At 51.8% G+C, this 25,430-nt stretch carries 27 protein-coding genes; 11 read left to right on the forward strand and 16 right to left on the reverse strand.

Annotation, left to right across the window (positions count from 1 at the left end; genetic code table 11):
- Positions 1–18: 18 nt before the first annotated feature.
- A complete protein-coding gene (gene rnhA, locus AACZ19_RS10865; RefSeq protein ID WP_339633822.1) occupies positions 19–462 on the forward strand; it encodes a ribonuclease HI in 444 nt (147 codons plus the stop codon).
- Between the two features lie 55 nt (positions 463–517).
- Here rnhA and AACZ19_RS10870 read toward each other — a convergent pair whose 3' ends face one another.
- Both AACZ19_RS10870 and AACZ19_RS10875 read right to left on the reverse strand, forming a co-directional pair.
- The gene (locus AACZ19_RS10870; protein ID WP_339633824.1) at positions 518–997 is read right to left on the reverse strand and encodes a peroxiredoxin; all 480 of its coding nucleotides are present in this window, start codon (positions 995–997) and stop codon (positions 518–520) included.
- A 100-nt stretch (positions 998–1,097) separates the two neighbouring features.
- Positions 1,098–1,943: a protein-disulfide reductase DsbD domain-containing protein gene (locus AACZ19_RS10875; RefSeq protein WP_339633827.1), complete on the reverse strand. Its 846-nt coding sequence runs from the start codon at positions 1,941–1,943 to the stop codon at positions 1,098–1,100.
- A gap of 134 nt (positions 1,944–2,077) precedes the next feature.
- Here AACZ19_RS10875 and AACZ19_RS10880 point away from each other — a divergent pair, with 134 nt between their 5' ends.
- A complete protein-coding gene (locus AACZ19_RS10880; RefSeq protein WP_339633829.1) occupies positions 2,078–2,653 on the forward strand; it encodes a YqgE/AlgH family protein in 576 nt (191 codons plus the stop codon).
- A gap of 9 nt (positions 2,654–2,662) precedes the next feature.
- Here AACZ19_RS10880 and AACZ19_RS10885 read toward each other — a convergent pair whose 3' ends face one another.
- From AACZ19_RS10885 to coxB, 12 genes are all read right to left on the reverse strand, one after another.
- A complete protein-coding gene (locus AACZ19_RS10885) occupies positions 2,663–3,247 on the reverse strand; it encodes a GNAT family protein (RefSeq protein WP_339633831.1) in 585 nt (194 codons plus the stop codon).
- Between the two features lie 23 nt (positions 3,248–3,270).
- A complete protein-coding gene (locus AACZ19_RS10890; protein ID WP_339633833.1) occupies positions 3,271–4,530 on the reverse strand; it encodes a pitrilysin family protein in 1,260 nt (419 codons plus the stop codon).
- A 16-nt stretch (positions 4,531–4,546) separates the two neighbouring features.
- Positions 4,547–5,947: a threonine synthase gene (gene thrC / locus AACZ19_RS10895; RefSeq protein ID WP_339633835.1), complete on the reverse strand. Its 1,401-nt coding sequence runs from the start codon at positions 5,945–5,947 to the stop codon at positions 4,547–4,549.
- Positions 5,948–6,028: 81 nt separating this feature from the next.
- A complete protein-coding gene (locus tag AACZ19_RS10900) occupies positions 6,029–7,531 on the reverse strand; it encodes a carboxypeptidase M32 (protein ID WP_339633837.1) in 1,503 nt (500 codons plus the stop codon).
- Positions 7,524–8,249: an SURF1 family protein gene (locus tag AACZ19_RS10905; protein WP_339633839.1), complete on the reverse strand. Its 726-nt coding sequence runs from the start codon at positions 8,247–8,249 to the stop codon at positions 7,524–7,526. The genes AACZ19_RS10900 and AACZ19_RS10905 overlap by 8 nt, the downstream gene beginning before the upstream one ends.
- 3 nt (positions 8,250–8,252) lie before the next feature.
- On the reverse strand, positions 8,253–8,627 hold the full coding sequence (locus tag AACZ19_RS10910; RefSeq protein WP_339633841.1) for a DUF983 domain-containing protein: 375 nt from the start codon (positions 8,625–8,627) through the stop codon (positions 8,253–8,255).
- 9 nt (positions 8,628–8,636) lie between these two features.
- Positions 8,637–9,446: a cytochrome c oxidase subunit 3 gene (locus tag AACZ19_RS10915; RefSeq protein ID WP_339633843.1), complete on the reverse strand. Its 810-nt coding sequence runs from the start codon at positions 9,444–9,446 to the stop codon at positions 8,637–8,639.
- Positions 9,447–9,510: 64 nt separating this feature from the next.
- Positions 9,511–10,098: a cytochrome c oxidase assembly protein gene (locus AACZ19_RS10920; protein ID WP_339633845.1), complete on the reverse strand. Its 588-nt coding sequence runs from the start codon at positions 10,096–10,098 to the stop codon at positions 9,511–9,513.
- Positions 10,098–10,229, reverse strand: coding sequence for a hypothetical protein (locus tag AACZ19_RS10925; RefSeq protein ID WP_339633847.1), 132 nt, complete (start codon positions 10,227–10,229; stop codon positions 10,098–10,100). Before AACZ19_RS10925 ends, AACZ19_RS10920 begins: the two co-directional genes overlap by 1 nt.
- A 1-nt stretch (position 10,230) precedes the next feature.
- On the reverse strand, positions 10,231–11,151 hold the full coding sequence (locus AACZ19_RS10930; RefSeq protein WP_339633848.1) for a heme o synthase: 921 nt from the start codon (positions 11,149–11,151) through the stop codon (positions 10,231–10,233).
- Between the two features lie 18 nt (positions 11,152–11,169).
- The gene (ctaD, locus tag AACZ19_RS10935) at positions 11,170–12,774 is read right to left on the reverse strand and encodes a cytochrome c oxidase subunit I (RefSeq protein WP_339633849.1); all 1,605 of its coding nucleotides are present in this window, start codon (positions 12,772–12,774) and stop codon (positions 11,170–11,172) included.
- 24 nt (positions 12,775–12,798) lie between these two features.
- The gene (gene coxB / locus AACZ19_RS10940) at positions 12,799–13,650 is read right to left on the reverse strand and encodes a cytochrome c oxidase subunit II (protein WP_339633850.1); all 852 of its coding nucleotides are present in this window, start codon (positions 13,648–13,650) and stop codon (positions 12,799–12,801) included.
- Between the two features lie 478 nt (positions 13,651–14,128).
- Between coxB and tldD the strand changes: the two genes are divergently transcribed.
- Both tldD and AACZ19_RS10950 read left to right on the forward strand, forming a co-directional pair.
- Positions 14,129–15,559 carry a metalloprotease TldD gene (tldD, locus tag AACZ19_RS10945; protein WP_339633851.1) on the forward strand — a complete coding sequence of 477 codons (1,431 nt, stop codon included), beginning with the start codon at positions 14,129–14,131 and terminating at the stop codon, positions 15,557–15,559.
- Entirely contained in the window at positions 15,546–16,403 is an 858-nt protein-coding gene (locus AACZ19_RS10950) for a hypothetical protein (protein ID WP_339633853.1), read from the forward strand. The genes tldD and AACZ19_RS10950 overlap by 14 nt, the downstream gene beginning before the upstream one ends.
- Here AACZ19_RS10950 and AACZ19_RS10955 read toward each other — a convergent pair.
- Both AACZ19_RS10955 and AACZ19_RS10960 read right to left on the reverse strand, forming a co-directional pair.
- Positions 16,397–17,764, reverse strand: a complete 1,368-nt coding sequence (locus AACZ19_RS10955) for a glutamate--cysteine ligase (RefSeq protein ID WP_339633856.1) — start codon at positions 17,762–17,764, stop codon at positions 16,397–16,399. The two genes, AACZ19_RS10950 and AACZ19_RS10955, sit on opposite strands and share 7 nt — an antisense overlap.
- A 143-nt stretch (positions 17,765–17,907) precedes the next feature.
- The gene (locus AACZ19_RS10960; RefSeq protein ID WP_339633858.1) at positions 17,908–18,648 is read right to left on the reverse strand and encodes a 16S rRNA (uracil(1498)-N(3))-methyltransferase; all 741 of its coding nucleotides are present in this window, start codon (positions 18,646–18,648) and stop codon (positions 17,908–17,910) included.
- Between the two features lie 98 nt (positions 18,649–18,746).
- Between AACZ19_RS10960 and ubiA the strand changes: the two genes are divergently transcribed.
- The 7 genes from ubiA (at position 18,747) to AACZ19_RS10995 (ending at position 25,395) form a co-directional block, all read left to right on the forward strand.
- Positions 18,747–19,676 (forward strand): 4-hydroxybenzoate octaprenyltransferase, encoded by a 930-nt coding sequence (gene ubiA / locus AACZ19_RS10965; protein ID WP_339633860.1) that lies wholly within the window; start codon positions 18,747–18,749, stop codon positions 19,674–19,676.
- 78 nt (positions 19,677–19,754) lie between these two features.
- Positions 19,755–21,263 (forward strand): UbiD family decarboxylase, encoded by a 1,509-nt coding sequence (locus AACZ19_RS10970; protein ID WP_339633862.1) that lies wholly within the window; start codon positions 19,755–19,757, stop codon positions 21,261–21,263.
- 46 nt (positions 21,264–21,309) lie between these two features.
- The gene (locus AACZ19_RS10975) at positions 21,310–22,080 is read left to right on the forward strand and encodes a sulfite exporter TauE/SafE family protein (RefSeq protein WP_339633864.1); all 771 of its coding nucleotides are present in this window, start codon (positions 21,310–21,312) and stop codon (positions 22,078–22,080) included.
- A 61-nt stretch (positions 22,081–22,141) separates the two neighbouring features.
- Entirely contained in the window at positions 22,142–23,497 is a 1,356-nt protein-coding gene (locus tag AACZ19_RS10980; RefSeq protein WP_339633866.1) for a TldD/PmbA family protein, read from the forward strand.
- On the forward strand, positions 23,494–24,297 hold the full coding sequence (locus AACZ19_RS10985; protein ID WP_339633868.1) for a 3'(2'),5'-bisphosphate nucleotidase CysQ: 804 nt from the start codon (positions 23,494–23,496) through the stop codon (positions 24,295–24,297). Before AACZ19_RS10980 ends, AACZ19_RS10985 begins: the two co-directional genes overlap by 4 nt.
- Positions 24,298–24,398: 101 nt before the next feature.
- Positions 24,399–24,566, forward strand: coding sequence for a hypothetical protein (locus tag AACZ19_RS10990; RefSeq protein ID WP_339633870.1), 168 nt, complete (start codon positions 24,399–24,401; stop codon positions 24,564–24,566).
- 451 nt (positions 24,567–25,017) lie between these two features.
- The gene (locus AACZ19_RS10995; RefSeq protein ID WP_339633873.1) at positions 25,018–25,395 is read left to right on the forward strand and encodes a hypothetical protein; all 378 of its coding nucleotides are present in this window, start codon (positions 25,018–25,020) and stop codon (positions 25,393–25,395) included.
- The last annotated feature ends 35 nt before the right edge of the window (positions 25,396–25,430 follow it).

Raw genomic sequence — 25,430 nt, forward strand, 5'->3', positions numbered from 1 at the left:
CTAATCAGGAGTCTTGTTTTGACGGAAAAAATTGTTGTGATTTATACGGATGGCGCCTGTTCCGGAAATCCCGGTCCGGGCGGTTGGGGCGCTTTTCTGCAATACAACGGAAAAACGAAAGAACTCTGTGGCGGAGAGGTGGAAACCACCAATAATCGCATGGAGTTGACTGCCGCGATCGAAGCAATTAACTCGCTGAAACGCAGCACCATTGCCGAGCTGCATACAGACAGCACCTACGTCAAGGATGGCATCACCAAATGGATGGTCAACTGGAAAAGAAACGGTTGGAAAACTGCGGCAAAAAAGCCGGTAAAAAACAAGGATCTCTGGCTTGCGCTTGACGAGGCTATATCAAAACATCAAATTCGCTGGAAATGGGTCAAGGGCCATGCAGGCGACCCCGGCAATGAAAAAGCCGACGAGCTTGCCAACGTCGGGATGGAAAAATTCAAAAAATAACCCGTGAGCTTAGCAAGGATGGGGAAGGCCGCGGCCCTCCCCTCTGAACCTAAGACTAGAGTTGGCCGAGAAGTGTCTCTGCATCGGATACTTCGAAACCGCCGGTTTCTTCAAGGTTGAGCTGTGAAACCACACCATCATCGACGACCATGGAGTAACGACGGGAACGGACACCCAGCCCTGCACCGGAGGCATCGAATTCAACACCCATTGCTTTGGTAAAGGCCGCATCCGGGTCAGCAACCATCTTAATGCTTCCGGCGCTGTGATCCTTACCCCACGCGGCCATGACAAACGGATCGTTCACGGACAGGCAAACGATATCGCTAACCCCTTTAGCATTCAAATTCGCCGTATTGTCAATGAACCCCGGCAAATGCTTGGCAGAGCATGTCGGCGTATAGGCCCCGGGGACAGCAAACAACGCAACCTTCTTGCCGCCAAACAAATCCGCGGTTGAAACCTTGGACGGCCCTTTGTCAGTCATCATCATCAAATCGACATTTGGAAGTTTATCACCAACTTTTATCGTCATTTTAAAATCCTGTTTTATCTAGTTGCGTAGTGGCTTTCGGTAAAACTAACATAGTCATGTCTGCCAAAATTAAAAGTTTTCTACGTTACGCCAATGATTTTTATTCAACATGCAACTTTCCTTCCGCCGCTCTCCCCTCATCACTTATCGTAACCGTAATTCCCTGACCGGGTAGAATATCTGTCTTCGCAGGCAGATCGGCTTTCAAAGTGAAATTTGCTGCTTTGCGATCCTCTGAAATTGACGTCGACATCAATTGAAAATAGGCACCTTCTTTGCCCTCGACAATAATCTGAGGCGCTTTGAAGAGTGTACTGTTACTCACAGTCACCTTGAAATCTTCGCCATTTAACGCTGTTGCACGAACACCATTGAATGCAGTTGCTGAGGAACCAATGACGGAGGGAACATGTTTTGCGTACTTGTCAATAATGGAAGCTTCCGGAGAAATATCAGGCGTACCCACGTCCAGAAAGAACGTAAAATCATGTTCATAGGGAATACAAACCTTCTCGCAAATGCCTAATTGAAGCCGTAGCTTCAGCTCAAGTGGCTCTCCTGCCTCTTTTAGAGAAACTTCTACAGGAAAAACTACCTCATCTTGATAGCCCCAGCTCGTCAGACCGTAGGTTTCAAAAGATTCAGGTAAAGGCCAGGAAACAGAAGCATCTTTTAAATTCTCTGAGCCGCTCCAGTCGAAATTCGGGGGAATTCCTGCATCCCCAGGCGTCCGCCAATAGGTTTTCCATCCCGGGGCAAGCTTGATCTGAAGGCCTATACGCAGAGAATCGCGGCCCGCGACGCCTTCCCGTTCTGATATCAGCCGAAGACTCGACTGGTCTGTCCTGATCCATTCGGTACTTGAAGCGGCCATTGCGTTTGCACCTGAATGGCCAACCAGGCAAGCCAGCATCATATAAAACAAGACTGTGTTCTTTATGTTCATCCGACGGGAACCTTTTATCCATCAACAGGTTTGAACAATTATATAAAACATTATTTAAGGGTTGGTATGTCACAATCGCGTCATGAAAAAATTTTGTCGCTGGGAATTTTAGCTAAAAGACACATATTTATATTATGACAGTCAGCACAATAGATACCGGTTATCTGGACGGCAAGCTCTTGGTGGCGATGCCCAGCATGGGGGACCCGCGGTTTAAAAAGGCCGTGATCCTGCTGTGCGCTCATTCGGAATCGGGGGCCATGGGTATTCTTTTAAATCGTTCCCTTGATGCCTTGAGCTTCGACGATCTGTTGGAGCAACTGGAAATACCGAAAGCGGATAGCAGCAGCCAGATCAATATCCATTTTGGCGGTCCTGTGGATACGGAGCGAGGGTTCGTCGTCCACTCCACAGACCTTATGTATGAAACCACCTTGGCAATCAGCGATGATATGGCGCTGACGGCAACGGTAGACATGTTAAAAACCATCGCCCAGGGGAGTGGCCCTGAAAGCAGGTTCCTTGCACTTGGCTATTCCGGATGGGGCCCCGGCCAGTTAGAGCAGGAAATTCAGGAAAACGGCTGGCTTGTCGTCGATCCGGACACAGAAATAGTCTTTGGCTCGGCTCTCGACACCAAATGGGAAGTCGCCATCAACAAACTTGGCGTAGACCCGTCCCTTCTTTTCGGTGATATCGGCCACGCCTGATAACATGCGTTAGGGAGCGATTCTGTCGGTCCGCAACAATGCATACAACAAGTGATCGTGCCAGACACCATTGATGCAGAGATATTCTCTCGCCAGTCCTTCTTTTGAAAATCCGACTTTTTCCAGCAATCTGGAACTTGGAATATTTGACGGCAGGCATGCCGCCTCAACCCGTCGCAGGCCAAACTCGTTGAATAACACCGGTATCAGACCGCAGAGCGCTTCAAACATATATCCTTTTCGCGCATGACGCTGACCCGTCCAGTACCCGAGCGTGCCGGTCTGGGCTACGCCGCGGCGAATGTTCCCTAGCGTTATGCCCCCGATAATATCTTCGGTTTTACGGTCAATTAGGAAAAACGCCTGCCCAGTATCATCCTTAGCATCCCTGGTATAGCGACGCAGCCGCGCCCGAAAACTTGCCTTGGTAAGAGAGTCCATGGTCCAGACGGGCTCCCAAGGGACAAGGAAATCACGGCTTTCGGCGCGTACGCCCGACCATTTTTCCCAGTCGGAAATCCGGGGTGGCCGCAGGATAAGCCGGTCGGTGATTACTTTAGGGCCGCTTCCCATCAATGACAGTTTGTCCAGCATCACCGCGGCCTCCTTATCACGACCTAGCTAAATCTTGCCGCAATCCTGTCAAACGGATCAAGTTTTTTCAGCGGGCCCAGCGCTGCAATGCTGGGCGTAACACCAAAAAATAAACGACCGGCGAGATTTTTCGCATCCTCGACAGTTACAGCATCAACTTTTTCAATGATTTCCGCAGCGGGCAGCACACGGCCATAAATGAGAATTTGCCGCGCATGAACTTCAGAGCGTGCCGCGGGGCCTTCCATCCCCATCAGAAGAGAGGCCTTCAACTGTGCTTTCGCCCGCTCTACCTCAGCCAGTTCTATATCCTCGCTGGCACACAAAAGTTCGTCACTCAGCACATGGCTCAATTCACCAATATGATCTGCGCCTGTTCCCGCATAAACGGAGAAGGTTCCCGTATCGGCAAATGATGAGGAAAAGCTGAAAACCGAATAGCATAGCCCGCGGCGCTCCCGAATCTCCTGAAACAGGCGAGACGACATACCCCCGCCCAGCAGACCGGACAGTATTTGCGCCGTATAAAAGTCGTCATCCGAATAGGAAAGGCCAGGCACCGACAGAGCATAATGAACTTGCTCCAGATCCCGCTCCTCTCGATACTCACCGCCTTGATATATGGCTGGTTCCATCAAGGTTTCACCTTCTGTCGCCAACTCATCAAAGGCTCTATCCGCCAGCCGCACCAGTGCGTCGTGATCTACCGCACCGGATGCGCTCAACACCATTTTCGGTGCCAGATAGTGGTTTTTCATGTACTCCGCGATCATTGGTCGGTCGAATCCACGCACCTGTTCAGCTGTCCCCAAAATAGAGCGGCCAATTGGCTGGTCGGGATAGGAGGTTTCCTGCAAATGATCAAATATAACATCGTCAGGCGTATCGTTTGTCTGACCGATTTCCTGAACGATCACTTCTTTCTCACGCAGAATTTCTGTTTGATCAAAAATTGAATGCTGCAAAATATCACCGAGAATGTCCACGGCGAGCGGCACATCATCCTTCAACACCCTTGCGAAGTAAGCCGTCTGGTCACGGCTGGTATAGGCATTGAGATGACCCCCAACAGACTCGATCACTTCAGCAATTTGAAGGGCAGACCGCTTTGCCGTTCCTTTAAACGCCATATGCTCCAGCACGTGGGAAATACCATTTTCAGCCGCCGTTTCATGGCGCGCGCCGGTATCAACCCACACTCCGACCGCCGAGGTTTCCAGTCCCGGCATCGGATCAGTAATAACCCTCAGTCCGTTCTTCAGCGTTGTGACTCTTATGTCCATTAATATTCTTTCGTCCTTAAGCCTCGCTCAGTATGCGGGCATGCCCTTTAATAAATGATTTTACCGTGTCCACGTCGTTTGGCAAACTAACAAGCCTCTCATCCCGTTCAAACAGATCCGCCATATGTTGGGGGAGGGCAGGCCGTTCACCTGTTGCTCTTTCCACAGCTTCAGGAAATTTCGCAGGATGTGCTGTAGATAAGGTAACCAGGGGCGTTTTCCCACTTTTGCGACATTTTTCTCCAACAAAAAGGCCGACCGCTGTATGCGGATCAACCAGTTTTGCGCTATGCGTCAGGGTTTTGCGGATGGTCTCGAAGGTTTCCTCTTCGTCGCATCGACCTGCGGCGAAAATACTTTCATTCAGTCGGGACATGTTCACCGAAAAGCCCCCGTTGCGGTCCAGCTTTTCCATTAGGTTTGCAACCTCGGCCCCATCCCGCCCATAAAGGTCGGCAAGAAACCGCTCAAAATTACTGGAAACCTGAATATCCATGCTAGGACTGATGGTCGGATCAACCCCGGATTTCCGGTATTCACCGCTATTGAAGAAGCGTGAGAGGATATCATTCCGATTGGTCGCCACGATCAGCTGCTCGACCGGCAGGCCCATCTTGCTTGCAGCATATCCGGCATAAACATCCCCGAAGTTACCGCTTGGAACAGAAAAAGCGATCGAACGCTCCGGTGCGCCAAGGCTGACACCTACTGTGAAGTAATAAACAATCTGCGCCATAACGCGTGCCCAGTTTATTGAGTTAACCGCCGAGACCGCGAGGGTATCCCGGAAATCATGGTCATTAAACATTGCCTTAACCATGGCCTGACAATCATCAAAGTCCCCTTCAATCGCGATGTTATGAACGTTCACATCGGTCACAGTGGTCATCTGTCGGCGCTGCACCTCTGATACCCTGCCCTTTGGATGCAGGATGAATATATCGATCGCCTCTCGCCCGCGGCACGCCTCGATCGCGGCGGATCCTGTATCCCCGGATGTCGCCCCGACGATCGTCACGCGTTTTCCCTCACGGGCGAGAAGGTGATCATAGAGCAATCCGAGAAGCTGCAGAGCCACATCCTTGAACGCCAGCGTCGGGCCGTGATAAAGTTCCATCAGGAATTCGTTGCTGCCAATCTGACTGATCGGCACAACCGCCTCATGAAAAAAGCTGGAATAGGCTTTTTGTGTCATCGACTGGAAGTCTTCCGGTGCAATACTGTCGCCCAGAAACGGCTGCAACAGGAAAGCCGCCGCCTCTGCGTAGGTCATGCCGGCAAGGCTCCTGATATCCTCACGGGAAAACTGCGGCCAGCTCTCGGGTAAATAGAGTCCCCCATCCCGCGCGAGACCAGTCAGGACTACTTCCTCGAAATTCAAAACAGGCGCTTTTCCACGCGTGCTGATATAGCGCAATCTCATTCTCCCGTATATGGATCAAATGGCGGGTGAGAGTAACCATATGCGTTGCTTTCGCGCAAGTCTGGATTGTCTTTCCTATGGCAAGTAGCGTTCCGTGAGATGCGCCTTGAAGGCATCCACAGACAGGGGAGACCCCGTTGCCGATTGCAGAATACCGTCAGTGGGTTGTGAACTACCGTGTGCATGGATATTCCGCCGCAGCCATCCGAGCAAATCATCAAATGCTCCGGCCCTGATTTTTCCTGAAAAATCCGGAATATCAGACTTCGCAGCGCGATAAATCTGCGCGGCGGCCATGGCGCCCAGTGTATAGGTCGGAAAATAGCCGATTGCCCCGTTTGGCCAGTGAATATCCTGAAGACAGCCAAGTCGGTCATTTGGCGGCGTTATGCCAAGCATTTTCCGCATCCCACTGTTCCAGGCCGCCGGCAAATCCGACACATCCAGATCGCCCGATAGAAGCGCCTTTTCAAGGGAATAGCGCAAGACGACATGTGAGGGATAAGTCACTTCATCCGCATCCACCCGGATAAAGCCCGGTTCGACGGTAAGGTAAAGACGTTCCAGATTTTCCTGCTCCCAGGCAGCGCCACTGCCATTAAAAGCAGCTTTAATGCGCGGCAGGGCAAAGGCGAGGAAATCAGGACCGCGGGACAACTGCATTTCAATCAACAATGACTGGCTCTCATGCAATGCCATCCCTCTTGCCACGCCGACTGGTTGCGACCGCCATTCCTTAGGCAGCCCCTGCTCATAAAGGGCATGCCCGGTTTCATGGAGTGTGCCCATCAGGCTTTGGGTAAAATCATCTTCCTCATAGCGGGTGGTCAGCCTGACATCATCAGGGATACCGCCGGTAAACGGATGATGACTGATATCCAGCCGACCGTGATTGAAATCAAACCCGAGCGCTGTCATGAACTCCTGACCGAGCTGTTTCTGAACACTCGCCTCAAACGGCCCTGGCGGCCTGAGAACGTCAGGCGTGCTTTTCTGGCGCTCCAGAACGGTCCCAAGGAAACCCGGCAAAAAACCTTCCAGATCGGCGAATAATGGATCAATCATGGAAGATGTGCATCCGGGCTCATACTCATCTAGCAACGCATCGTAAGGCGGCAGAGAAAAAGCGGCGGACTTCGCCTCCGCGATACGTTGCGTCAGACGAACCACTTCTTTCAACGAGGGAACTAGGCTGGCAAAATCATTATTGAGACGTGCATCGCGCCAGAGCATTTCACAGTGCGACGTTGCATGGGAATGCGCCTCAACCAGGTCCGGCTCGACTGCCGTTGCATGCCGCCAACGGTTCCGCATTTCCGTCAGGTTGGCACTTTGCCAGACATCAAGCGAACGGCTCTCCGCTTCCGCTTCGGCGAGCAACTCTCCGACATTTTTTTGGGTCAGCATGTCATGGGATATCAGGCTTAAAGCCGCCAATTGCTCCGCACGGGCCTTACTTCCGCCTGCAGGCATTATTGTGGCGCTGTCCCAATGCAACATAGCCGCCGCACCGGAAACAGCAGATAGGCGCGCAAAGACTTTCTCAAGACGAGAGTAAGCACTTGAATTTTCAGACATCAAGGTTTTGCTTTTCTCGCCCGCGTTTGAGGCCATACAGAACGTAAATAACTATCATCGCCACTGCCAACCCAAGCCATGTAAACGCATACTGAATATGATTGTTGGGAAGGGTAATGCGCGTCTGCCCGCCTATCGGTAGTCCGCCAGGAATTTCATTTGCGTCCAGTTCGACAAACACCGACGCCACTTCTATCCCGAGATGATCTGCCATCGCGGACAGCTCACCATAGAGCCAGACATTGTCTTCAGCGTTGCTTTCGGGCAAAAATGACCATGATTTTTCCCAAGGTTTTCGGGCGACACCTGTAACCGTAGTCTCCCCCTCAATCAGTCCTTCAGTGCGCGTTTGCGGGTCCTTCCTTGGTTCCGGCACCCAGCCCCGATTGACAAGAATAATGTCTTTCTCATTACTCCGCTTGAACGGCGTGATAATATGAAATCCGGCGCGGCCAGCTTCAGCATGCGCGAACAGGTGGATTTCATCATTATGGTCAAACTCCCCCGTCAGACTAACCCTGCGATAGTGCCAGAGTTCGGGATCAATATCCCCAGGTGGCAGTGTTTCCGGCGCAGCAGAAAGTTGGGTATCAATCGTGTCGAGAAGTTCCAGTTTCCAGCTATAACGATTAACCTGCCATATCGTAAGGGCGAGCAAAATCAGCACACAGGGAATAGTGATTAATGTTGGTATAAGTCCGGGTGAAAAATTTTTCATAAGTTAATAACGCTCGATTTCGGAGCTGGCCTTATGCTTGAATTGCAAGGCAATCAAATACGCCTTGAAGGGCCGCAAAAGCCCAAGACTTAATATCAGGATTGTCGGCAACCATATTGATAACTGCACCCAATAGGGCGGATGATAAATTAGCTCGGTCGCAACAGCGAGACCGGCGACGATAAATCCGACAATAAAGATGATAAAAATCGCCGGCCCGTCACCACTGTCCACAGCGCTGAAATCCTGTCCGCAATCATCGCAGCTTTCTGCAACATCCAGAAAGCCTGAAAAGAGTTTCCCCTTTCCGCATGCCGGGCATTTGCAGGTAAGCCCGGCGCGCAAAGGGGAAACTGGCGTGCCATAGGAATAAGGCATTCAGTCAGATCAGGTCCACTCCGGTCCTGCTCCCCACCAGTAAACTGCGAAGAAAAGGAACAGCCATACGACGTCAACGAAATGCCAATACCATGCGGCGGCCTCAAATCCAAAGTGATGGGTTGGCGTAAAATGACCCTTCATCGCCCGAAGCAGGCAAACCAGCAGGAAGACCGTTCCGATAAAGACATGGGCGCCATGGAAGCCCGTGGCCATATAGAAGGTCGATGGATAAATCCCGTCAGAAAAGCCAAACGCAGCATGGGAATACTCATATATCTGGACTGCAGTGAAGCAGGCACCAAGGATCACGGTTAGCAGCAACCCCTGCACCAATCCCTTTCGATCGCCATGCTGGAGCGCATGATGAGCCCAGGTCACCGTTGTGCCGGACAACAGCAGGATCACGGTATTTAGCAGCGGGATATGCCAGGGATTGAAAGTCAGGATGCCTTCAGGCGGCCAGATTCCGCCACCAACTTCGGTTGGAAACAGGCCCGCGTTGAAATAAGCCCAGAACCAGGCAACAAAAAACATCACCTCCGACGCAATGAACATGATCATGCCGTAACGCAAGCCTAGCTGCACTACGGGTGTATGATGCCCTTCATGCTCACCTTCCTTGATGACGTCACGCCACCAGGCAAAGGCCGTATAGCAAAGGACGATAAACCCAATGACAAAGACCGCGTAGCCTTTGTCATGCATCCACATGACCGCGCCAATAGCCGTGGCAAAGGCAGCAATTGATGAGAGTGCCGGCCAAGGCGACGGGTCGACCAGATGATAGTCATGTTGTTTGGCGTGAGAATCTGCCATTCCTAAACTCCTGCAATTCATCCGGAACAAATCCGGTCCTGAAAGTTACAAATTCACTCTTTGGTCAATTAACATCAACCGATTTCTTCTCGGCTTTTGCCGAAACCTCCGTTCCGTCCTCATCATCGCTCATGAAGAAAGTATAGGAAAGCGTTATGACCTTGACTTCTTTCGCGTTCGGATCGTTGTCGATCTCGGGATCGACGAAGAAAGTAACCGGCATGTCAACGCGTTCGCCCGGCTGCAACACCTGTTCTGTAAAGCAGAAACAATCAATCTTCGTGAAATACTGGCCAACTTTTTGCGGCGTCACGTTAAAAGTAGCGGTGCCCTTGATGGCACGATCCGTCGGATTATAGGCTTCATAAAACGCAAGCGCGCTCTCGCCGACTTTCATCGTCAGCTTATGTTCGACTGGTTTGAATTCCCACGGCATTTCGCGGCTGGTATTCGCATCAAATTCGATCGTCATTTCGCGGTCAAGCACCACATCCGGCGCAATTTCTGCCTGCTGCGTGGTACCGCCATAGCCCGTCACACGGCAAAAAAGATCATACAGCGGGACCGAAGCGTAAGACAGCCCCACCATGCCCACCACGACAGAAAGCAAAACGAAGGCGAGACGCACCGACTTATTATTCTGCTTTTTCATCAAGCACCGGCTCCCCCGGACATTTTTACGACGGTGATCAGGTAAAATAAAATGACGAGGGCGACAAGCACTCCCCCAACCACCAAATTGCGGGCCCGTTGACGTTTCTGATGTTCGTCATTGCGCGTCATATCAAATCACCGCCCGCAGGAGATTTTCACCAAGCAACGTGGCAAAAATCAAGAAAAGGTACAACAGTGAAAAAGCAAATAGCTGCTTGGCACTCTCCTCATCCTTCCGCCGCCAGACCCGAAGCGCCATCAATAGAAACAATCCGCTGAGGATCGCTGCGGCGGCGCCATAGAAAATACCTGCATATCCGAGGACATAAGGCATTACGGCAATGGGAAAAAGAAGTGCGCTATAAAGTACAATCTGGCGACGGGTTACGTCGCGACCGGCAACAACCGGCAGCATCGGCACGCCTGCTTTCGCATAGTCAATGTCACGCCAAAGCGAGAGCGCCCAGAAATGCGGGGGCGTCCACATAAAAATTATCGCGAACAGAATGAGCGATTCCGCGCTCACGTCGCCCGTAACAGCCGCCCAGCCGATCATCGGTGGAAAGGCCCCCGCAGCTCCACCGATAACAATGTTCTGGGGCGTCCGACGTTTCAGCCACATGGTATAAACAAAAACGTAAAATGCTATTGTAAGCGCCAGCAGAGCCGCCGCCACATAATTCACCGCCAGTCCCATTAGCACCACAGAGGCGACGGAAAGAACAGTCCCGAAAGCAAGGGCCTCATTTGCACTGACCCGACCGGCTGGTATTGGCCGTTCCTGCGTTCGCTCCATTACAGCATCTATATCCGCGTCAAACCACATGTTGATCGCACCGGACGCACCGGCGCCGATCGCGATGCAGAGCAGCGCCGTAACAGCAAGCACCGGATGCAAACTCCCTGGGGCAACAACAAGCCCAACCACGCCCGTAAAAACAACAAGCGACATCACCCGCGGTTTTAGCAGCGCGAAATAATCACTGACCCGCGTCAGATCTGTATTGACGCGGGTCTCGATTACTTCTTTTTCAAGGCTTGTGTCGGACAAGAATGTCTCCTCTGGCCTTTACTTGATGACCGGCAGTTCGTTGAACTGATGGAAAGGTGGTGGTGACGGCAAGGTCCATTCCAATGTCGTTGCCCCTTCCCCCCATGGATTGTCGGCCGCCTGTTCCTTACGGACGAAGGCATGAACAACCGTGATCAGGAAGATCAGGACGCCAACGGCCGAAACATAGGAACCATAGGACGAGATGGCATTGTAGCCAGCAAACGCATCGGGATAATCCGGAATACGACGCGGCATACCCGCCAACCCGAGGAAATGCATCGGGAAGAAGATCATATTCACACCGATAAAGGTTACCCAGAAGTGCAGATGAGCGAGCTTTTCGGAGTAGTTATAGCCCGTGATTTTGCCAAACCAGTAGTAGAAGCCAGCAAAAATCGCGAACACAGCTCCCAGACTCAGAACATAATGGAAATGGGCCACAACATAATAGGTGTCATGCAGCGCCACGTCGAGGCCGGCATTGGCCAGCACAACACCCGTAACACCCCCAACTGTAAAGAGGAAGATGAAGCCCAGCGCCCAGACCATTGGCGCCTTAAATTCAATGGAACCGCCCCACATTGTTGCGATCCATGAGAAAATCTTTACGCCTGTCGGAACCGCGATCACCAGCGTTGCAACGAGAAAATATGCCCTCGTGTCAACATTCATACCGACCGTATACATGTGATGCGCCCAAACAACGAACCCGATACCGCCAATGGCGACCATCGCATACGCCATACCCAGATATCCGAAAACGGGTTTGCGGCTGAACGTCGAGACAATCTGACTGATGATACCAAAGCCCGGCAAGATCAGGATATAAACTTCCGGGTGGCCGAAGAACCAGAACAAATGCTGGAACAGGATGGGGTCGCCGCCGCCTTGAGGAACAAAGAAAGTAGAGCCGAAATTCCGGTCTGTCAGCAGCATGGTAATGCCGCCGGCGAGAACCGGAAGAGACAGGAGCAACAAGAAGGCCGTCACCAGAACCGACCAGACAAAAAGCGGCATCTTATGCATGGTCATGCCAGGCGCGCGCATATTAAAGATGGTTGTGATAAAGTTGATCGCCCCCAGGATAGAAGACGCGCCCGCCAAATGGAGACTAAGAATAGCGAAATCAACCGCCATGCCGGGATGACCAAGTGATGAGGAGAGGGGCGGATACAAAGTCCAGCCACCTCCGACTCCATTCGCCCCTGCCGGACCTTCAACGAAAATCGAGATCAGAAGAAGGCCGAAAGCGGGTGGCAACAGCCAGAATGACACATTGTTCATACGCGGAAACGCCATATCCGGCGCGCCAATCATGAGCGGAACAATCCAGTTACCGAAACCACCGATCATCGCCGGCATCACCATGAAGAAGATCATGATCAAACCATGGCCCGTCACCAGAACATTAAAGAAATGGAAATTGCCGTTCAAAAGCTGATCACCGGGCAGCTGAAGTTCTGCGCGAATGAAAACGGACATTGCGCCGCCGATAATACCGGCAATCACCGCGAAGATCAGATACATTGTCCCGATGTCTTTGTGGTTGGTCGAATAGACCCACCGCTTCCAACCTGAGGGAGTATGTTCGTCGTGAGCGGCCGCTGAACCGTAAGCCATAATCTTTTGCCTCTCTCTAGCCTGTTACTCTGCGTTTTCGGGTGTGACCTGTGCAAATTTCATTGCTGGCGTCCCGCCACTTGCGAATTCTTTTTTAGCCTCAACAAGCCATTTGTCATAGTCTTCCTTGCTGACCGCTCGGATCATGATCGGCATAAAGCCGTGGCGAGCGCCGCACAACTCGGAACACTGACCGTAATACATACCTTCCTTGTCTATCCGCATCCAGGTTTCATTAAGCCGACCGGGCACGGCGTCCATCTTAACGCCAAAGGCAGGCATCGCCCAGGAATGCAGTACGTCCTCGGCCGTAACCAAAACCCGGATGTTTGTCTCTATCGGCAGAACGATCGCATTATCCGTCGCCAGCAAACGTGGCTGGCCTGGCTTTAACTCATCCTGTTCAAGCATCACCGCATCGAAAGCAAGGCCTTCCTCATCCATATACTCATAGCCCCAGTACCACTGGTATCCGATCGCCTTTAACGTCATATCAGGCGTTTCAATCCTGTCGCCGTAATAAAGGAGTTTCAGGGAGGGAATCATGATGACGATCAGGATCATGACGGGAACAACCGTCCAGACAATCTCGACAAATGTATTATGGGACGTTTTGGACGGAGTTGGATTGGCCCGCTTGTTAAAACGAATAATCACATATATCAGCAAGGCCAGCACGAAAATCGAGATGGCGCTGATAATCCAGAGCAACATATCATGGAAAGAGTGCTGCTCAAGCGCGACCGGCGAGAACGCCTCCTGAAATGTCGTCTGCCATGGCGCAGGTTGCCCCTGTTCCGCTGCCGCAACTCCTATCGTCGAAAAGCTGCCCGCAACTGCGGCCATAAATACGACAAGATTCTTAAACCTACCCATCATCAATTCCCGTCTGTGATCACGTGACTATTTAACTCGACCAGCTGTACAAGCCAGTATACGCCGACCCGGTCAAATTTTGGACAGTTTTTTGACTTATACTCGCCTGCATGTATCAAATCAAAATGCTTTCCGCCCGATTTGGCCGGAAACTACACCACGGATATGGCAGATAACAAGCCTAAGACTGCACATAATCGGCATTTTGAGCGAAATATTTTTACGCATCCATACTCCTTCTTCCCAATAAATTATTTTAATTCAATATGTTGCGATCTTAATTCCAAAATCAGGCGCAATATCAAGCGCCAAACTTTTTGAAGGCAAATTGTGACAATTTGTCACACCAATTCGCAGCATGGAGATTCAAGCCGATTAGAATCTTTCAAATCACATTTTACCGTCCCTCGACATTCGCGGTCAAAAGACACATATTCATATGGATGGAAGCAGTAAAAGAACGAACCGGAGCGGCTTTATGACCGATATATCGACAGCAAATGACCTTTTCTTCTTGCCCTCGGGCATGGACCGCAATGTAGTGGAGAAACAGGTTTCTGACGCGCTGGAATTTGCGGATGATGGAGAGCTGTTCCTGGAGTACCGCCAATCGGAAGGCTTCTCGTTCGATGACGGTCGGCTGAAAAGTGCCAGCTTTGACACGACACAGGGTTTTGGTCTTCGTGCCGTCGTTGGAGAAGCGACAGGCTTTGCTCACGCAGCGGAACTCAGCGAGCAGGCTATCCGAAATGCATCAAAGACCGTTCAGGCTGTTCAGACCGGGAAAAACGGCTCCATGGCACTTCCTCCTGCGGGTTCAAACCAGTCGCTTTATCGGGACGACAATCCGTTAAACGAAATTCCTTTCGATGCCAAGGTAAAGGCATTATCGGAAATTGATGCCTATGCCCGCGCCAAAGACAGCAAGGTCGTTCAAGTTTCTGTCTCCCTCGCCGGATCATGGCAGGGGATAGAGATTATCCGCGCTGGCGGTGAGCGGGCGGGCGATATTCGTCCTCTCGTCCGGTTAAATGTCTCTGTCGTTGTGGAAAAGGATGGCAGACGGGAATCCGGCTCACACGGGACAGGCGGTCGCACCGGATATGATTTTTATCTCCAGGAGTCTACCTGGCAAACCGCAGTCGATGAAGCCTATCGTCAGGCAATGGTCAACCTTGACTCTATGGCCGCACCGGCGGGGGAAATGGATGTGGTTCTTGGGCCGGGCTGGCCGGGCATTATCCTGCATGAAGCTGTCGGACACGGTCTCGAAGGCGACTTCAACCGCAAGAAAACCTCGGCCTTTTCCAACCTGATGGGACAACGGGTTGCCGCACCCGGCGTAACTGTCGTGGATGATGGAACAATCGCCGATCGCCGCGGCTCCCTCAGCATTGATGATGAAGGCACAGCAAGCAGCTCAACGATGCTGATCGAGGATGGCATTCTGGTCGGCTATATGCAGGACAGACAGAATGCCCGGCTGATGGGGGTGGAGCCAACGGGAAATGGACGCCGCGAAAGTTATGCGCATTTACCAATGCCGCGGATGACCAACACCTACATGCTGGGCGGTGACAAGGATCCAGCGGAAATTGTGAAATCGGTCAAGAAGGGGATATTCACGGCCAACTTCGGTGGCGGGCAAGTCGATATCACGTCCGGAAAGTTTGTCTTTTCCTGCACAGAAGCCTACCTCATTGAAGATGGCAAGATAACGGCTCCCGTAAAAGGAGCCACCTTGATCGGCACAGGAAGTGAAGCGCTCAAGAAAGTAACAGCGATCGGCAATGATATGGCACTCGATAGCGGGATCGGCACCTGCGGGAAAGCCGGACAAAGCGTCCCGGTCGGTGTCGGGCAGCCAACGATGCTGATTGAAGGGCTGACCGTTGGTGGCACAGGGTAAAAATGACTGGCGTCTGAAGCTTCCAGTCTTCAGCTTCTTTATCGCCCTGTTCGCATCGGCGCAGAGTTTCTATGCTGCCCCCACTTTGGCGGATTCTGAAAACTGGCTGCCTCCGGGCAGTTCAACCGAGAAGCTGGAAAACCCACCTCCGGAACTGATCAAACCGGGCACACCAAAAGACAGGGATTGGCTTTTTGGCCGCTTGCTGTTCCGCAGTCCGTCCCTCCTTGGCGAGAAAGCCGTCCGCATAGGACTTTCCTGCAACAGTTGCCATACTAATGGACATGTCAATACAAGCTTTTATATCAATGGGCTGTCAGACCGGCCGGGACGTATTGATGTGACAAACCGTTTCTGGCAGGCTGGTTTCGAGGATGGCATTGCCAATCCGCTTGATATTCCATCGCTGCGCGGTTCAGCGGACAGCGCTTCTTTCGGGACGATCAATGTCTTCCCTGATCTACATGCCTTTACAAGTCATGTCATCACGACCGAATTTGCCGGCCCGGAACCGGACACCGATACTCTCACCGCCTTGATTTCCTATATGAACTCTTTTGATATCAATGAATTGGGAGAAACAGAAACAATTGTAGAGACAAGTTCAGACATGTCCTACATTTCTCTTCTGCAGCGCCCGTTAGAAAACAGGGACTTTCCGCAACTCGATAAGCTGGTAGACCTGATCCTAGGTGATTATGGCCGCCGCGCGAAGTTGTCCACGGCCCGGACTGACGCGCTCCGCCTTACCGTAATATCTCTCCGGAATTTACGGGAAAAAGCCGCCATCAATGATTATGACGCGGCCTTCGCGATTTATGAGAAATTGAATGGCGCTCAGTAAGCGTATTCAGTGAAAACCGGATCGATTTCCTCTTTCCATGCGCCATGATATCGCGCCAGCATCTCCTCGGCCGGTGTCTGACCAGATTTCACAATGGTTTTGAGCGCATTCAGGAAATGACTCTCATCTTCTCCAAAACTGTCGAAGCTTTTCCGCGCCGTCAGACCGGCGGTCGCAATTTCCAGCACTTCCGACGCCAGCGCCTGCATATCGCGGCCGTCCGGGAGCTTGGTTTTAAGCGCATGCGTTATAACATCATCGCGCATACGCTGACGGTCCTCCGCCGTCCAGTCTTTGACCAGATCCCAGGCACTTTCCAGCGCCGCATCATCATACAACAAGCCAACCCAAAGCGCCGGCAGCGCACAAAGCCGTCGCCACGGTCCGCCATCCGCTCCGCGCATCTCAAGGAACCGCTTCATCCGGACTTCCGGAAACAGCGTTGTCAGATGATTGTCCCAATCCACAAGGTTTGGTTTCTCCCCCGGAAGACCGGGCAATTTTCCTTCAATAAAATCCCGGAACGACTGACCGCTCACATCGAGGTATGTCCCATTTCGATAGACGAAATACATCGGTACATCTAATGCGTAGTCAACATATCTCTCGAAGGAAAAACCATCCTCGAACACAAACGGGATCATGCCCGTCCGGTCCGGATCCGTATCCGTCCAGATATAGCTCCGGTGACTGAGGTGACCGTTCGGGCGGCTTTCCGTAAAAGGTGAATTTGCAAAAAGCGCTGTTGCCAGCGGCTGCAGCGCCAGACTGGTCCGAAACTTCTTGATCATGTCCGCTTCCGACGCGTAATCGAGATTGACCTGAACGGTGCAGGAGCGGAACATCATGTCCAGGCCATGCTGACCTCGCTTGGGCATGTAGTTTTTCATAATCTGATAACGCCCCTTGGGCATTATCGGCGTTTCCTTACGAGTCCATTTGGGGCTGAACCCAAGCCCCAGAAAACCAACGCCCATCTCATCGCCCACTTCGCGCACTTGCGCCAGATGCGTATGCACCTCGCTACAGGTTTCGTGGAGATTTTCAACTGCTGCGCCAGACAGTTCCAACTGACCGCCGGGTTCAAGACTTATAGAGCAACCTTCTTTCGAAAGCGCAATGACATTATCGCCTTCGAAATCCGGTTGCCAGCCAAAGCGCTGCAACCCCTCCAACATAGCCTGGATACCTTTTGGGCCCTCATATGGGAGCGGTTCATGCGTATCAAGTGTGAATCCGAATTTCTCATGCTCTGTGCCGATGCGCCATTTATCGCGAGGTTTGCACCCACTGGCCGCAAATTCGACAAGCTGCGCTTTATCGGTAATTTCAACAGCTTCGCCCTTGGAAGGTCCGGACATGTATTCCCCTATCATTTTATAGCAGCCGGGCAAAGCGCCCCAGGTCCGGCCTTTCAATTTGAATTAAAGAATTGCGAAGGTGTCTTCAAGCCTAAATTTTTGTTTTTGTCCAACCGTCACATTTTACTGGCGGATCGGATCGGCTATCCCCAATCACCATGGAAGGCCTGAAGCAGGCTGAGGCTGGCGATAACCGCGGTTTCAGCCCTCAGTATCCGGGGGCCCAAGGATATAGGGTAGGTATTTGGCCGCGCGCTGATAAGCTCGATTTCTTCGTCAGAGAAACCACCCTCCGGCCCGGTAACAATTCCCCATTTTTCTGACTTTTCCAGATGAGAGAGTGTTTTAACGGCGCTTTCCCCCGTCATTCTCTCGTTACAGAAAATCAGGGTTCGCTCTGGATACAAGGTTTTCAACGCCAGTTCGAGTGAGATAAGGCCATGGACGACCGGTACGTTCAACCGTTCGCATTGTTCCGCCGCCTCCAATGCCTGCAGCGCCATTTTGTCGGCACGTAATCGCTCCGTATTGGTGCGTGTGGTCTGGATCGGTTGAAGGCTGGCAACACCCAGTTCCGTTGCCTTCTGGACGATCAGAGCCGTCTGTGTTTTTTTCACCGGCGCGAACAGAAGTTCAATATCCTGCTCTTCGATCTGCGGTCTCAATTGTTCAGTAACATGGACAAGACAGTGATTCTTGTGCACTTCCTGCAAATGGCCCAGCCATTCCCCGTCCCGCCCGTTAAACAGACCGACCTTGTCTCCTTCCTCTCGTCGCATGACCGTTGCCACATAATGCGACTGGTTTTTATCGAGCACGACGCCCAGATCCTTGCCAAGATCATTGGGGACATACAGGCGGAGCGAATATTGCTTTGGTAACATTTGGCGGTAAACTCGTTGTTCGGTGATATAAATTATTGCGATTCATAGCAATTAATGCCATCCACGTCACCTTTGGAGCGACAGGAGCGATTTTAAAGATGTTACGACTAGATCGGATTATAGCCGATGCCAGTCAAAGGAACTGGGTGGACCGATACGCGCCGGAAGGATTGCAGCCCTACATGAAGCTGTCCCGGCTCGACAGGCCGATTGGGACCTGGCTCCTGTTGCTTCCCTGCTTTTGGTCCATTGCCCTCGCGGCGCCAATGGGAGAAGGACCAGACATCACATTATTCATACTGTTCGCGATTGGTGCTTTGGTGATGCGCGGCGCGGGCTGTACTCTCAATGACATTGCCGACAGGAATTTCGACGGTCAGGTGGAGCGGACAAAAAAACGCCCTATACCTAGCGGTCAGGTCACGCTGTTTCAAGCCATCTTCTGGCTGGGCGTTCAGTGCCTGATCGGTCTTCTGATATTGATCCAGTTTAACGTCTTCGCTATCCTGCTTGGAGTCGCAAGTCTTGCGCTCGTCGCCATTTATCCGTTCGCCAAGCGCTTCACTTACTGGCCGCAATTCTTCCTTGGCCTTGCCTTCAATTATGGCGCCCTGCTGGGCTGGGCCGCTGTTCAGGGTAGTCTAGGGATTGCCCCGGTCGTGATGTATTTTGGCGGCATTGCCTGGACTCTTGGATATGACACGATCTATGCCCATCAGGATAAAGAGGATGATATATTGATCGGCGTTAAATCGACGGCGCTGAAATTTGGCGAGACAACGAAATACTGGCTAATGGGGTTTTACGCCGTGACGATTACCGCGTTACTGGTCGCGGGTACCATTGTTGGCCCGACCGCTCTGTTCTATCTCCTCATGATCGGCGCGGGATTACACTTGGTCTGGCAGATCCGAACACTCGAAATAGACGATGGAGACCGGTGCTTGCTGTTGTTCAAGTCCAACAGGAATTTCGGTCTGATCGTCCTTGCCGCAATTATTCTCGGAAAGTTCTCGCTTCCTCTATAGGAAACTCTTTTTCTTTACGGCGTCGCGCAATCTCGGGCATAGTCGCGGCACCAGCGCGTAATATCAGGACAGGAAAAAATGGCTTACGGTTCACTCCGGGATTTTATCGAGCAACTGGAAAAGGATAATAAACTCGTCCGGGTAAGCGAGCCGGTTTCAACCCATCTGGAAATGACAGAAATCCAGACCCGTCTGCTGGCAGAAGGCGGCCCCGCCGTTCTGTTTGAAAACCCGATCAATGAGGCGGGGAAGCGAAGTGATATCCCGGTCCTCGTCAATTTATTCGGGACTGTAGACCGGGTTGCTATGGGTATGAACCGCACACCGGATAAGCTCCGCGAGGTGGGCGAAACCCTTGCTTTCCTGCGCCAGCCCGAACCGCCAGAAGGCATTCGCGAAGCCATGGGGATGCTGCCGGTTCTCAAGACCGTCATGACCATGCGACCTAAAACCGTCAAGAAGGCGCCCTGTCAGGAAGTTGTTCTGACAGGTGATGAAATCGATCTTGATGCCCTGCCCATTCAGACATGCTGGCCCGGAGAACCTGCCCCCTTGATCACCTGGCCTCTGGTTGTGACAAAGGGTCCGGGCAACGGCAAGACGGATGATTTCAATCTTGGCATATACCGGATGCAGAAGCTGGCACGGAATAAAACCCTAATGCGCTGGCTTAAACATCGCGGCGGCGCGCAGCATCATGCGCGCTGGGGCAAGGAAAAACGCGAACCACTCCCTGTGGCCGTCGTGATTGGGGCCGATCCGGGAACAATACTGGCCGCGGTTACACCGATCCCGGACACTCTGTCGGAATATCAATTCGCCGGGCTGCTAAGAGGGGAGAAGGTGGAGCTGGTCGATTGCAAGACAGTTCCCTTGAAAGTGCCCGCAACAGCGGAAATTATTCTGGAAGGGCATGTTTCCCTGGATGAATATGGGGATGAAGGACCCTATGGGGATCATACCGGATACTATAATTCTGTTGAAAGTTTTCCCGTTTTCACGGTTTCCGCCATCACAATGCGAAAGAAGCCGATTTATCTTTCCACTTTCACCGGCCGCCCGCCAGATGAACCAAGCATCCTTGGAGAAGCCTTAAACGAGCTTTTCATACCCCTGATCCAGCAGCAATTTCCGGAAATCACAGATTTCTGGCTCCCCCCGGAAGGGTGCAGTTACCGGATTGCAGTCATTTCCATGAAGAAGGCCTATGCGGGCCACGCCAAGCGAGTGATGATGGGGGCCTGGTCTTACCTCCGGCAATTCATGTACACGAAGTTCCTGATCATTGTTGACGATGATATCAATGCGCGCGATTGGAAGGATGTGATGTGGGCGGTCTCCACCCGGATGGACCCGGTGCGCGACATTACCACTATTGAGAACACACCCATTGACTATCTGGACTTCGCCTCTCCCCAGTCCGGACTCGGCGGCAAAATCGGGCTCGACGCGACAAATAAGATTCCGCCGGAAACGCACCGCGAATGGGGTCAGGAAATTCGTATGGACGACGCTGTCGTTGAAAAAATCAATGGTCTCTGGGAGTCGCTTGGTTTGCCCGGTACCGGCAAGCCGATCTGGAAATAAATTATAGTATAAGAACCGTTTTCAAGACGGCTTCGGAAAGTCATTAATGACACTGATCAGTGATCCGTATTTTTACCTGCTTGCTATTCCTGTCTGCTTGCTTATTGGTATTTCAAAAGGTGGCTTCGCGGGTTCCCTCGGTATCCTGAGCGTCCCCCTGCTCTCCCTCCTGATTTCGCCGGTGCAGGCCGCCGCAATCGTCCTTCCTATTCTCTGTGTCATGGATATCTTTGGCCTGATCGCCTATCGACGCATCGCAGACTGGCGTAATCTTGGCTATCTCCTGCCAGGCGCCCTTATCGGAATATTGATTGGCTATCTTCTCTTTAATTACCTGAGTGCGGATTTCATCAAAGTTTTGCTCGGTGTAATCTGTGTTGTTTTCACACTCAATCACTATATTCGAAGAATTCCTGCCGATCATGTGGCGAAGGCAAGCCTCACGCGCGGGTCTGTCTGGGGTTCAATCGCCGGCTTTACAAGTTTTGTCGCCCATGCCGGTGGGCCACCTCTTCAATTTTACATGCTCCCGCAGAAAATCAACAAGACGCTCTACGTCGGAACTTCCGTCTGGTTTTTCTTTGCCATAAATTATGTAAAGCTCATTCCCTATGGCATGCTCGGCCAGTTTTCACTGCAGAATGTCGGGACATCACTCGTTCTGCTGCCGCTTGCGCCGCTCGGGATATGGCTGGGAGTCAAGGCGCACAAGCTGATCTCCGAAGAAGTTTTCTATCGCATCGCCTATATGCTGCTCCTAATTACCGGCGGGAAACTGCTTTGGGATGGTTTGTCGGGAATGAATCTGCTTTTCTGATTCCCTTTTCGCTCTTCCATCCCTATGTATGGAGGGTTGTTAAATTTCAGTCTGGGTTTTCATGTCAGAACATACTATCGATGCACAAAATTCCCTGAATATCCTTGATGACCTCATTGCGATCGCCCTTCGCAAGGGTGCGGAAGCCGCCGATGCGGTCCGCATACAGGGAACCTCGATCAATGTTTCCGTCCGGCAAGGAGAAACGGAGGAAATAGAGCGGTCCGAGGCTCACGACCTCGGTCTTCGTGTCCTGATTGGAAAGCAGCAGGCTTTTGTTTCATCCAACGATGCCAAACCTGAAGTTCTGGAAGAACTGGTGGACAGGGCGATGGCGATGGCGCGGAACATGCCGGAGGAAAAATTCTGCGGCTTAGCGGATCCCGACGATCTCGCGACTGAATTTGCAGATCTTGATCTTTATGACAAAACCGCTCTTTCACCGGAAGATCTTGTTCAGACTGCCAAGACGGCAGAACAGGCGGCGCTTGATGTTAACGGCGTCACGAATTCAGAAGGAGGCAGCGCCTCCTCGGGCCGCGCATCCATTGCCCTAGTCACATCCGGTGGCTTTAAGGGCGCCTACAGCTCCAGCAGTTACTCCATCAGCGCATCTGTCATTGCAGGCGAAGGCCAGGGAATGGAGCGGGATTATGATTACGATAGCCACCATCACTTCGCCGACCTCCGTTCGCCAGAAGAGATAGGCCGGAAGGCAGGTGAACGGGCCGTAAAACTTCTCAATCCGCGAAAAATGCCAAGCGGGCAAGTTCCGGTCGTCTTCAGCAACCGCGTATCGGCCAGCATTCTCGGACATTTTTCCGGGGCAATCGCCGGAGCGGCGATCGCGCGGGGAACCAGCTTTCTGAAAGACCGGATGGGCGAACAGGTATTTCCGGATAACATCCGGATCATCGATGACCCGCACCGGTCCCGCGGGGCCGCCTCAAAACCATTCGACGGCGAAGGGGTGGTAAACAAACGGCTAGACCTGGTTAAGGGAGGCACGTTGCAATCATGGATCCTCAATACATCCTCCGCCAAACAACTCGGCCTTAGAACAAATGGCCGGGCAACCCGTGGCACCGCGTCACCTCCGGGGTCAGGAACGACAAACCTTTATATGGAAGCGGGCAACCTCTCTCTTGAAGAGCTGATCGGTGATATCAAGTCAGGGCTTTTTATCACCAGCCTGATCGGCTTTGGCGTGAATGCCATCACGGGTGATTACAGCCGCGGAGCTTCCGGCTTCTGGATTGAAAATGGTGAAATGGCCTTCCCGGTCTCTGAACTGACAATCGCGGGAAACCTGAACGACATGTTCATGAAACTAACACCCGCCGACGATCTGGAATTCCGGCAGGGAACAAACGCCCCAAGCCTCAGGATCGACGGGATGATGGTCGCCGGTACATGACGCAGCGCTTTAGCAATGATCATGCGTTACTCAGCGACGCGATGAGGGAGGCGGGCGATATCGCCCGGCGCTATTTCAAAAGCACGCTGAAAAGCTGGGAAAAGAAACCCGGCGATCCCGTGAGCGAAGCAGATCTGGCTCTGGATACGCATTTCAAGGATAAACTCCTGACGGCGCGGCCTGACTACGGATGGCTTTCTGAGGAAACAGTCGATAACACTGACCGGCTCCAGAAATCGCGAGTCTGGATCGTTGATCCGATCGACGGCACCCGCTCTTTTATCGCCGGAAAGCCGGAATTCACTATTTGCGCCGCCCTTGTGGAGGACGGAAAGCCGGTTCTCGGCGTCGTCTATAACCCGATATTGGAAGAATATTATGAAGCCGTTATCGGCGGCGGCGCGAAGCTCAACGGCGAGGCAATCACCTGCTCCCATAAGGCTGATCTCGGCGGAGCAAAACTTATCGCCAGTCGGAAGTCTTTTGAATGGCACGGCTGGCTGGAAGAAGTAAAGAATGCAACTTTCAGCCATGTTAATTCGATTGCGTATCGCATTGTAAAAGTCGCGTCCCGTCACGCGGATGCTTCCCTATCGCTCACCCAAAAGAGTGACTGGGACATAGCCGCCGCCGACATTATCCTCTCCGAGGCCGGCGGCATCACGACAACGACCAGAGGAGACCGACTCATCTATAACAGGAAATCCGTCAACCAGCGGAATGTTATTTCCTCTGGTAATTCCATCCATCCGCAGCTCATGAGAATGCTGGAAACATTCGGCACTGCTAAATCCAAATAAATTTTGCATCAAGATATGCTTCAGCTTGACAGAAACGGTTGCAAAATAATCATACGATGACTAATTTCAGGGAGGTGCTTTGTCAGGCTGGAGATCCCGCGATGAGAAAAATTTCGCGCATATTTGTAATGGCGACCATATTATCCTTTTCCCTCTTTGCAAGTGGCTGCAGCGATACGTGGCAGGGCGTCAAAGAAGATACCAGCAAAAATATGGACAAAGCGGGCGATGTCGTTATCAAGGCTGGTGAAAAGCTGAAATCTGAATAGCAATACCCCTTTTTTTCAGCTGAAGTTTCCGGCTCGCCATATCCCGTGATCAACCCACGCGCAGGAGAATGATCAACCTCATTTTACCTGAAATCTTCTTGATTCGGCACAATGCACCCTTTTTTCCCATCCTGTGCCAAAATAGTCGTTTTATAAAGAAATTAACTATACTTGTTAACTATAGCTCACCCGAAAGTCGCTTAAGTCCCTTTCAACTTCTAAAAAGTTGAATTTGGTCTGACTCCCATAATTCAACCAAGGTATTGTTTTTATTATATATTTATCGCCTCGTCTCGTATTCTGAAATTCACTTCATACCGCTGACCAGGTTTGACGTAATGACATCATTTCCTGTAAAATAATTCTGTCGCTGAAATGAGGGGCGATAACTTTCTCAAACAGTAATGATTTCAAAATCCCCGAGAGGAAATGAACTCGGTTTGAGGGCAATATGAAATCACTTTGGATCACTCTTTCCTGCGCGGCGTTTCTCGCCATCTCCGCTTCGACGGCCAAGGCTGCATCTCTACATGGCTTATATGAGTCGGAAAATCAGATTGAAAGCATTGAGTGGGTTGTGGAACTTTACTATCGGCAGGATACCAAAGAGGCGTCCTTGTTTGCAACGGAGAAGTTCAGCGACATTCCCCAAAGTGAGGTAATTTCCTTGTCATTTGACTATGGAAGCAGTGATCCTTTGGGTCTGTTTTCTCCTCAGGCTAAACAGGATTCGACAGCCTTCCACGAGAAATGGATAAGCCTTCTTCTTGGAGTCCGGACGTGGGACATTGAGAAAGAAGGAAGTTTTTATTCACCCTCGGATTATTAGGTTTTGGCAATCCTTACTCCAGCAGCTTCTTTGCT

Origin of the sequence: uncultured Sneathiella sp. (assembly GCF_963973085.1) — a bacterium.
In the GTDB taxonomy this organism is placed as follows: Bacteria; Pseudomonadota; Alphaproteobacteria; order Sneathiellales; family Sneathiellaceae; genus Sneathiella.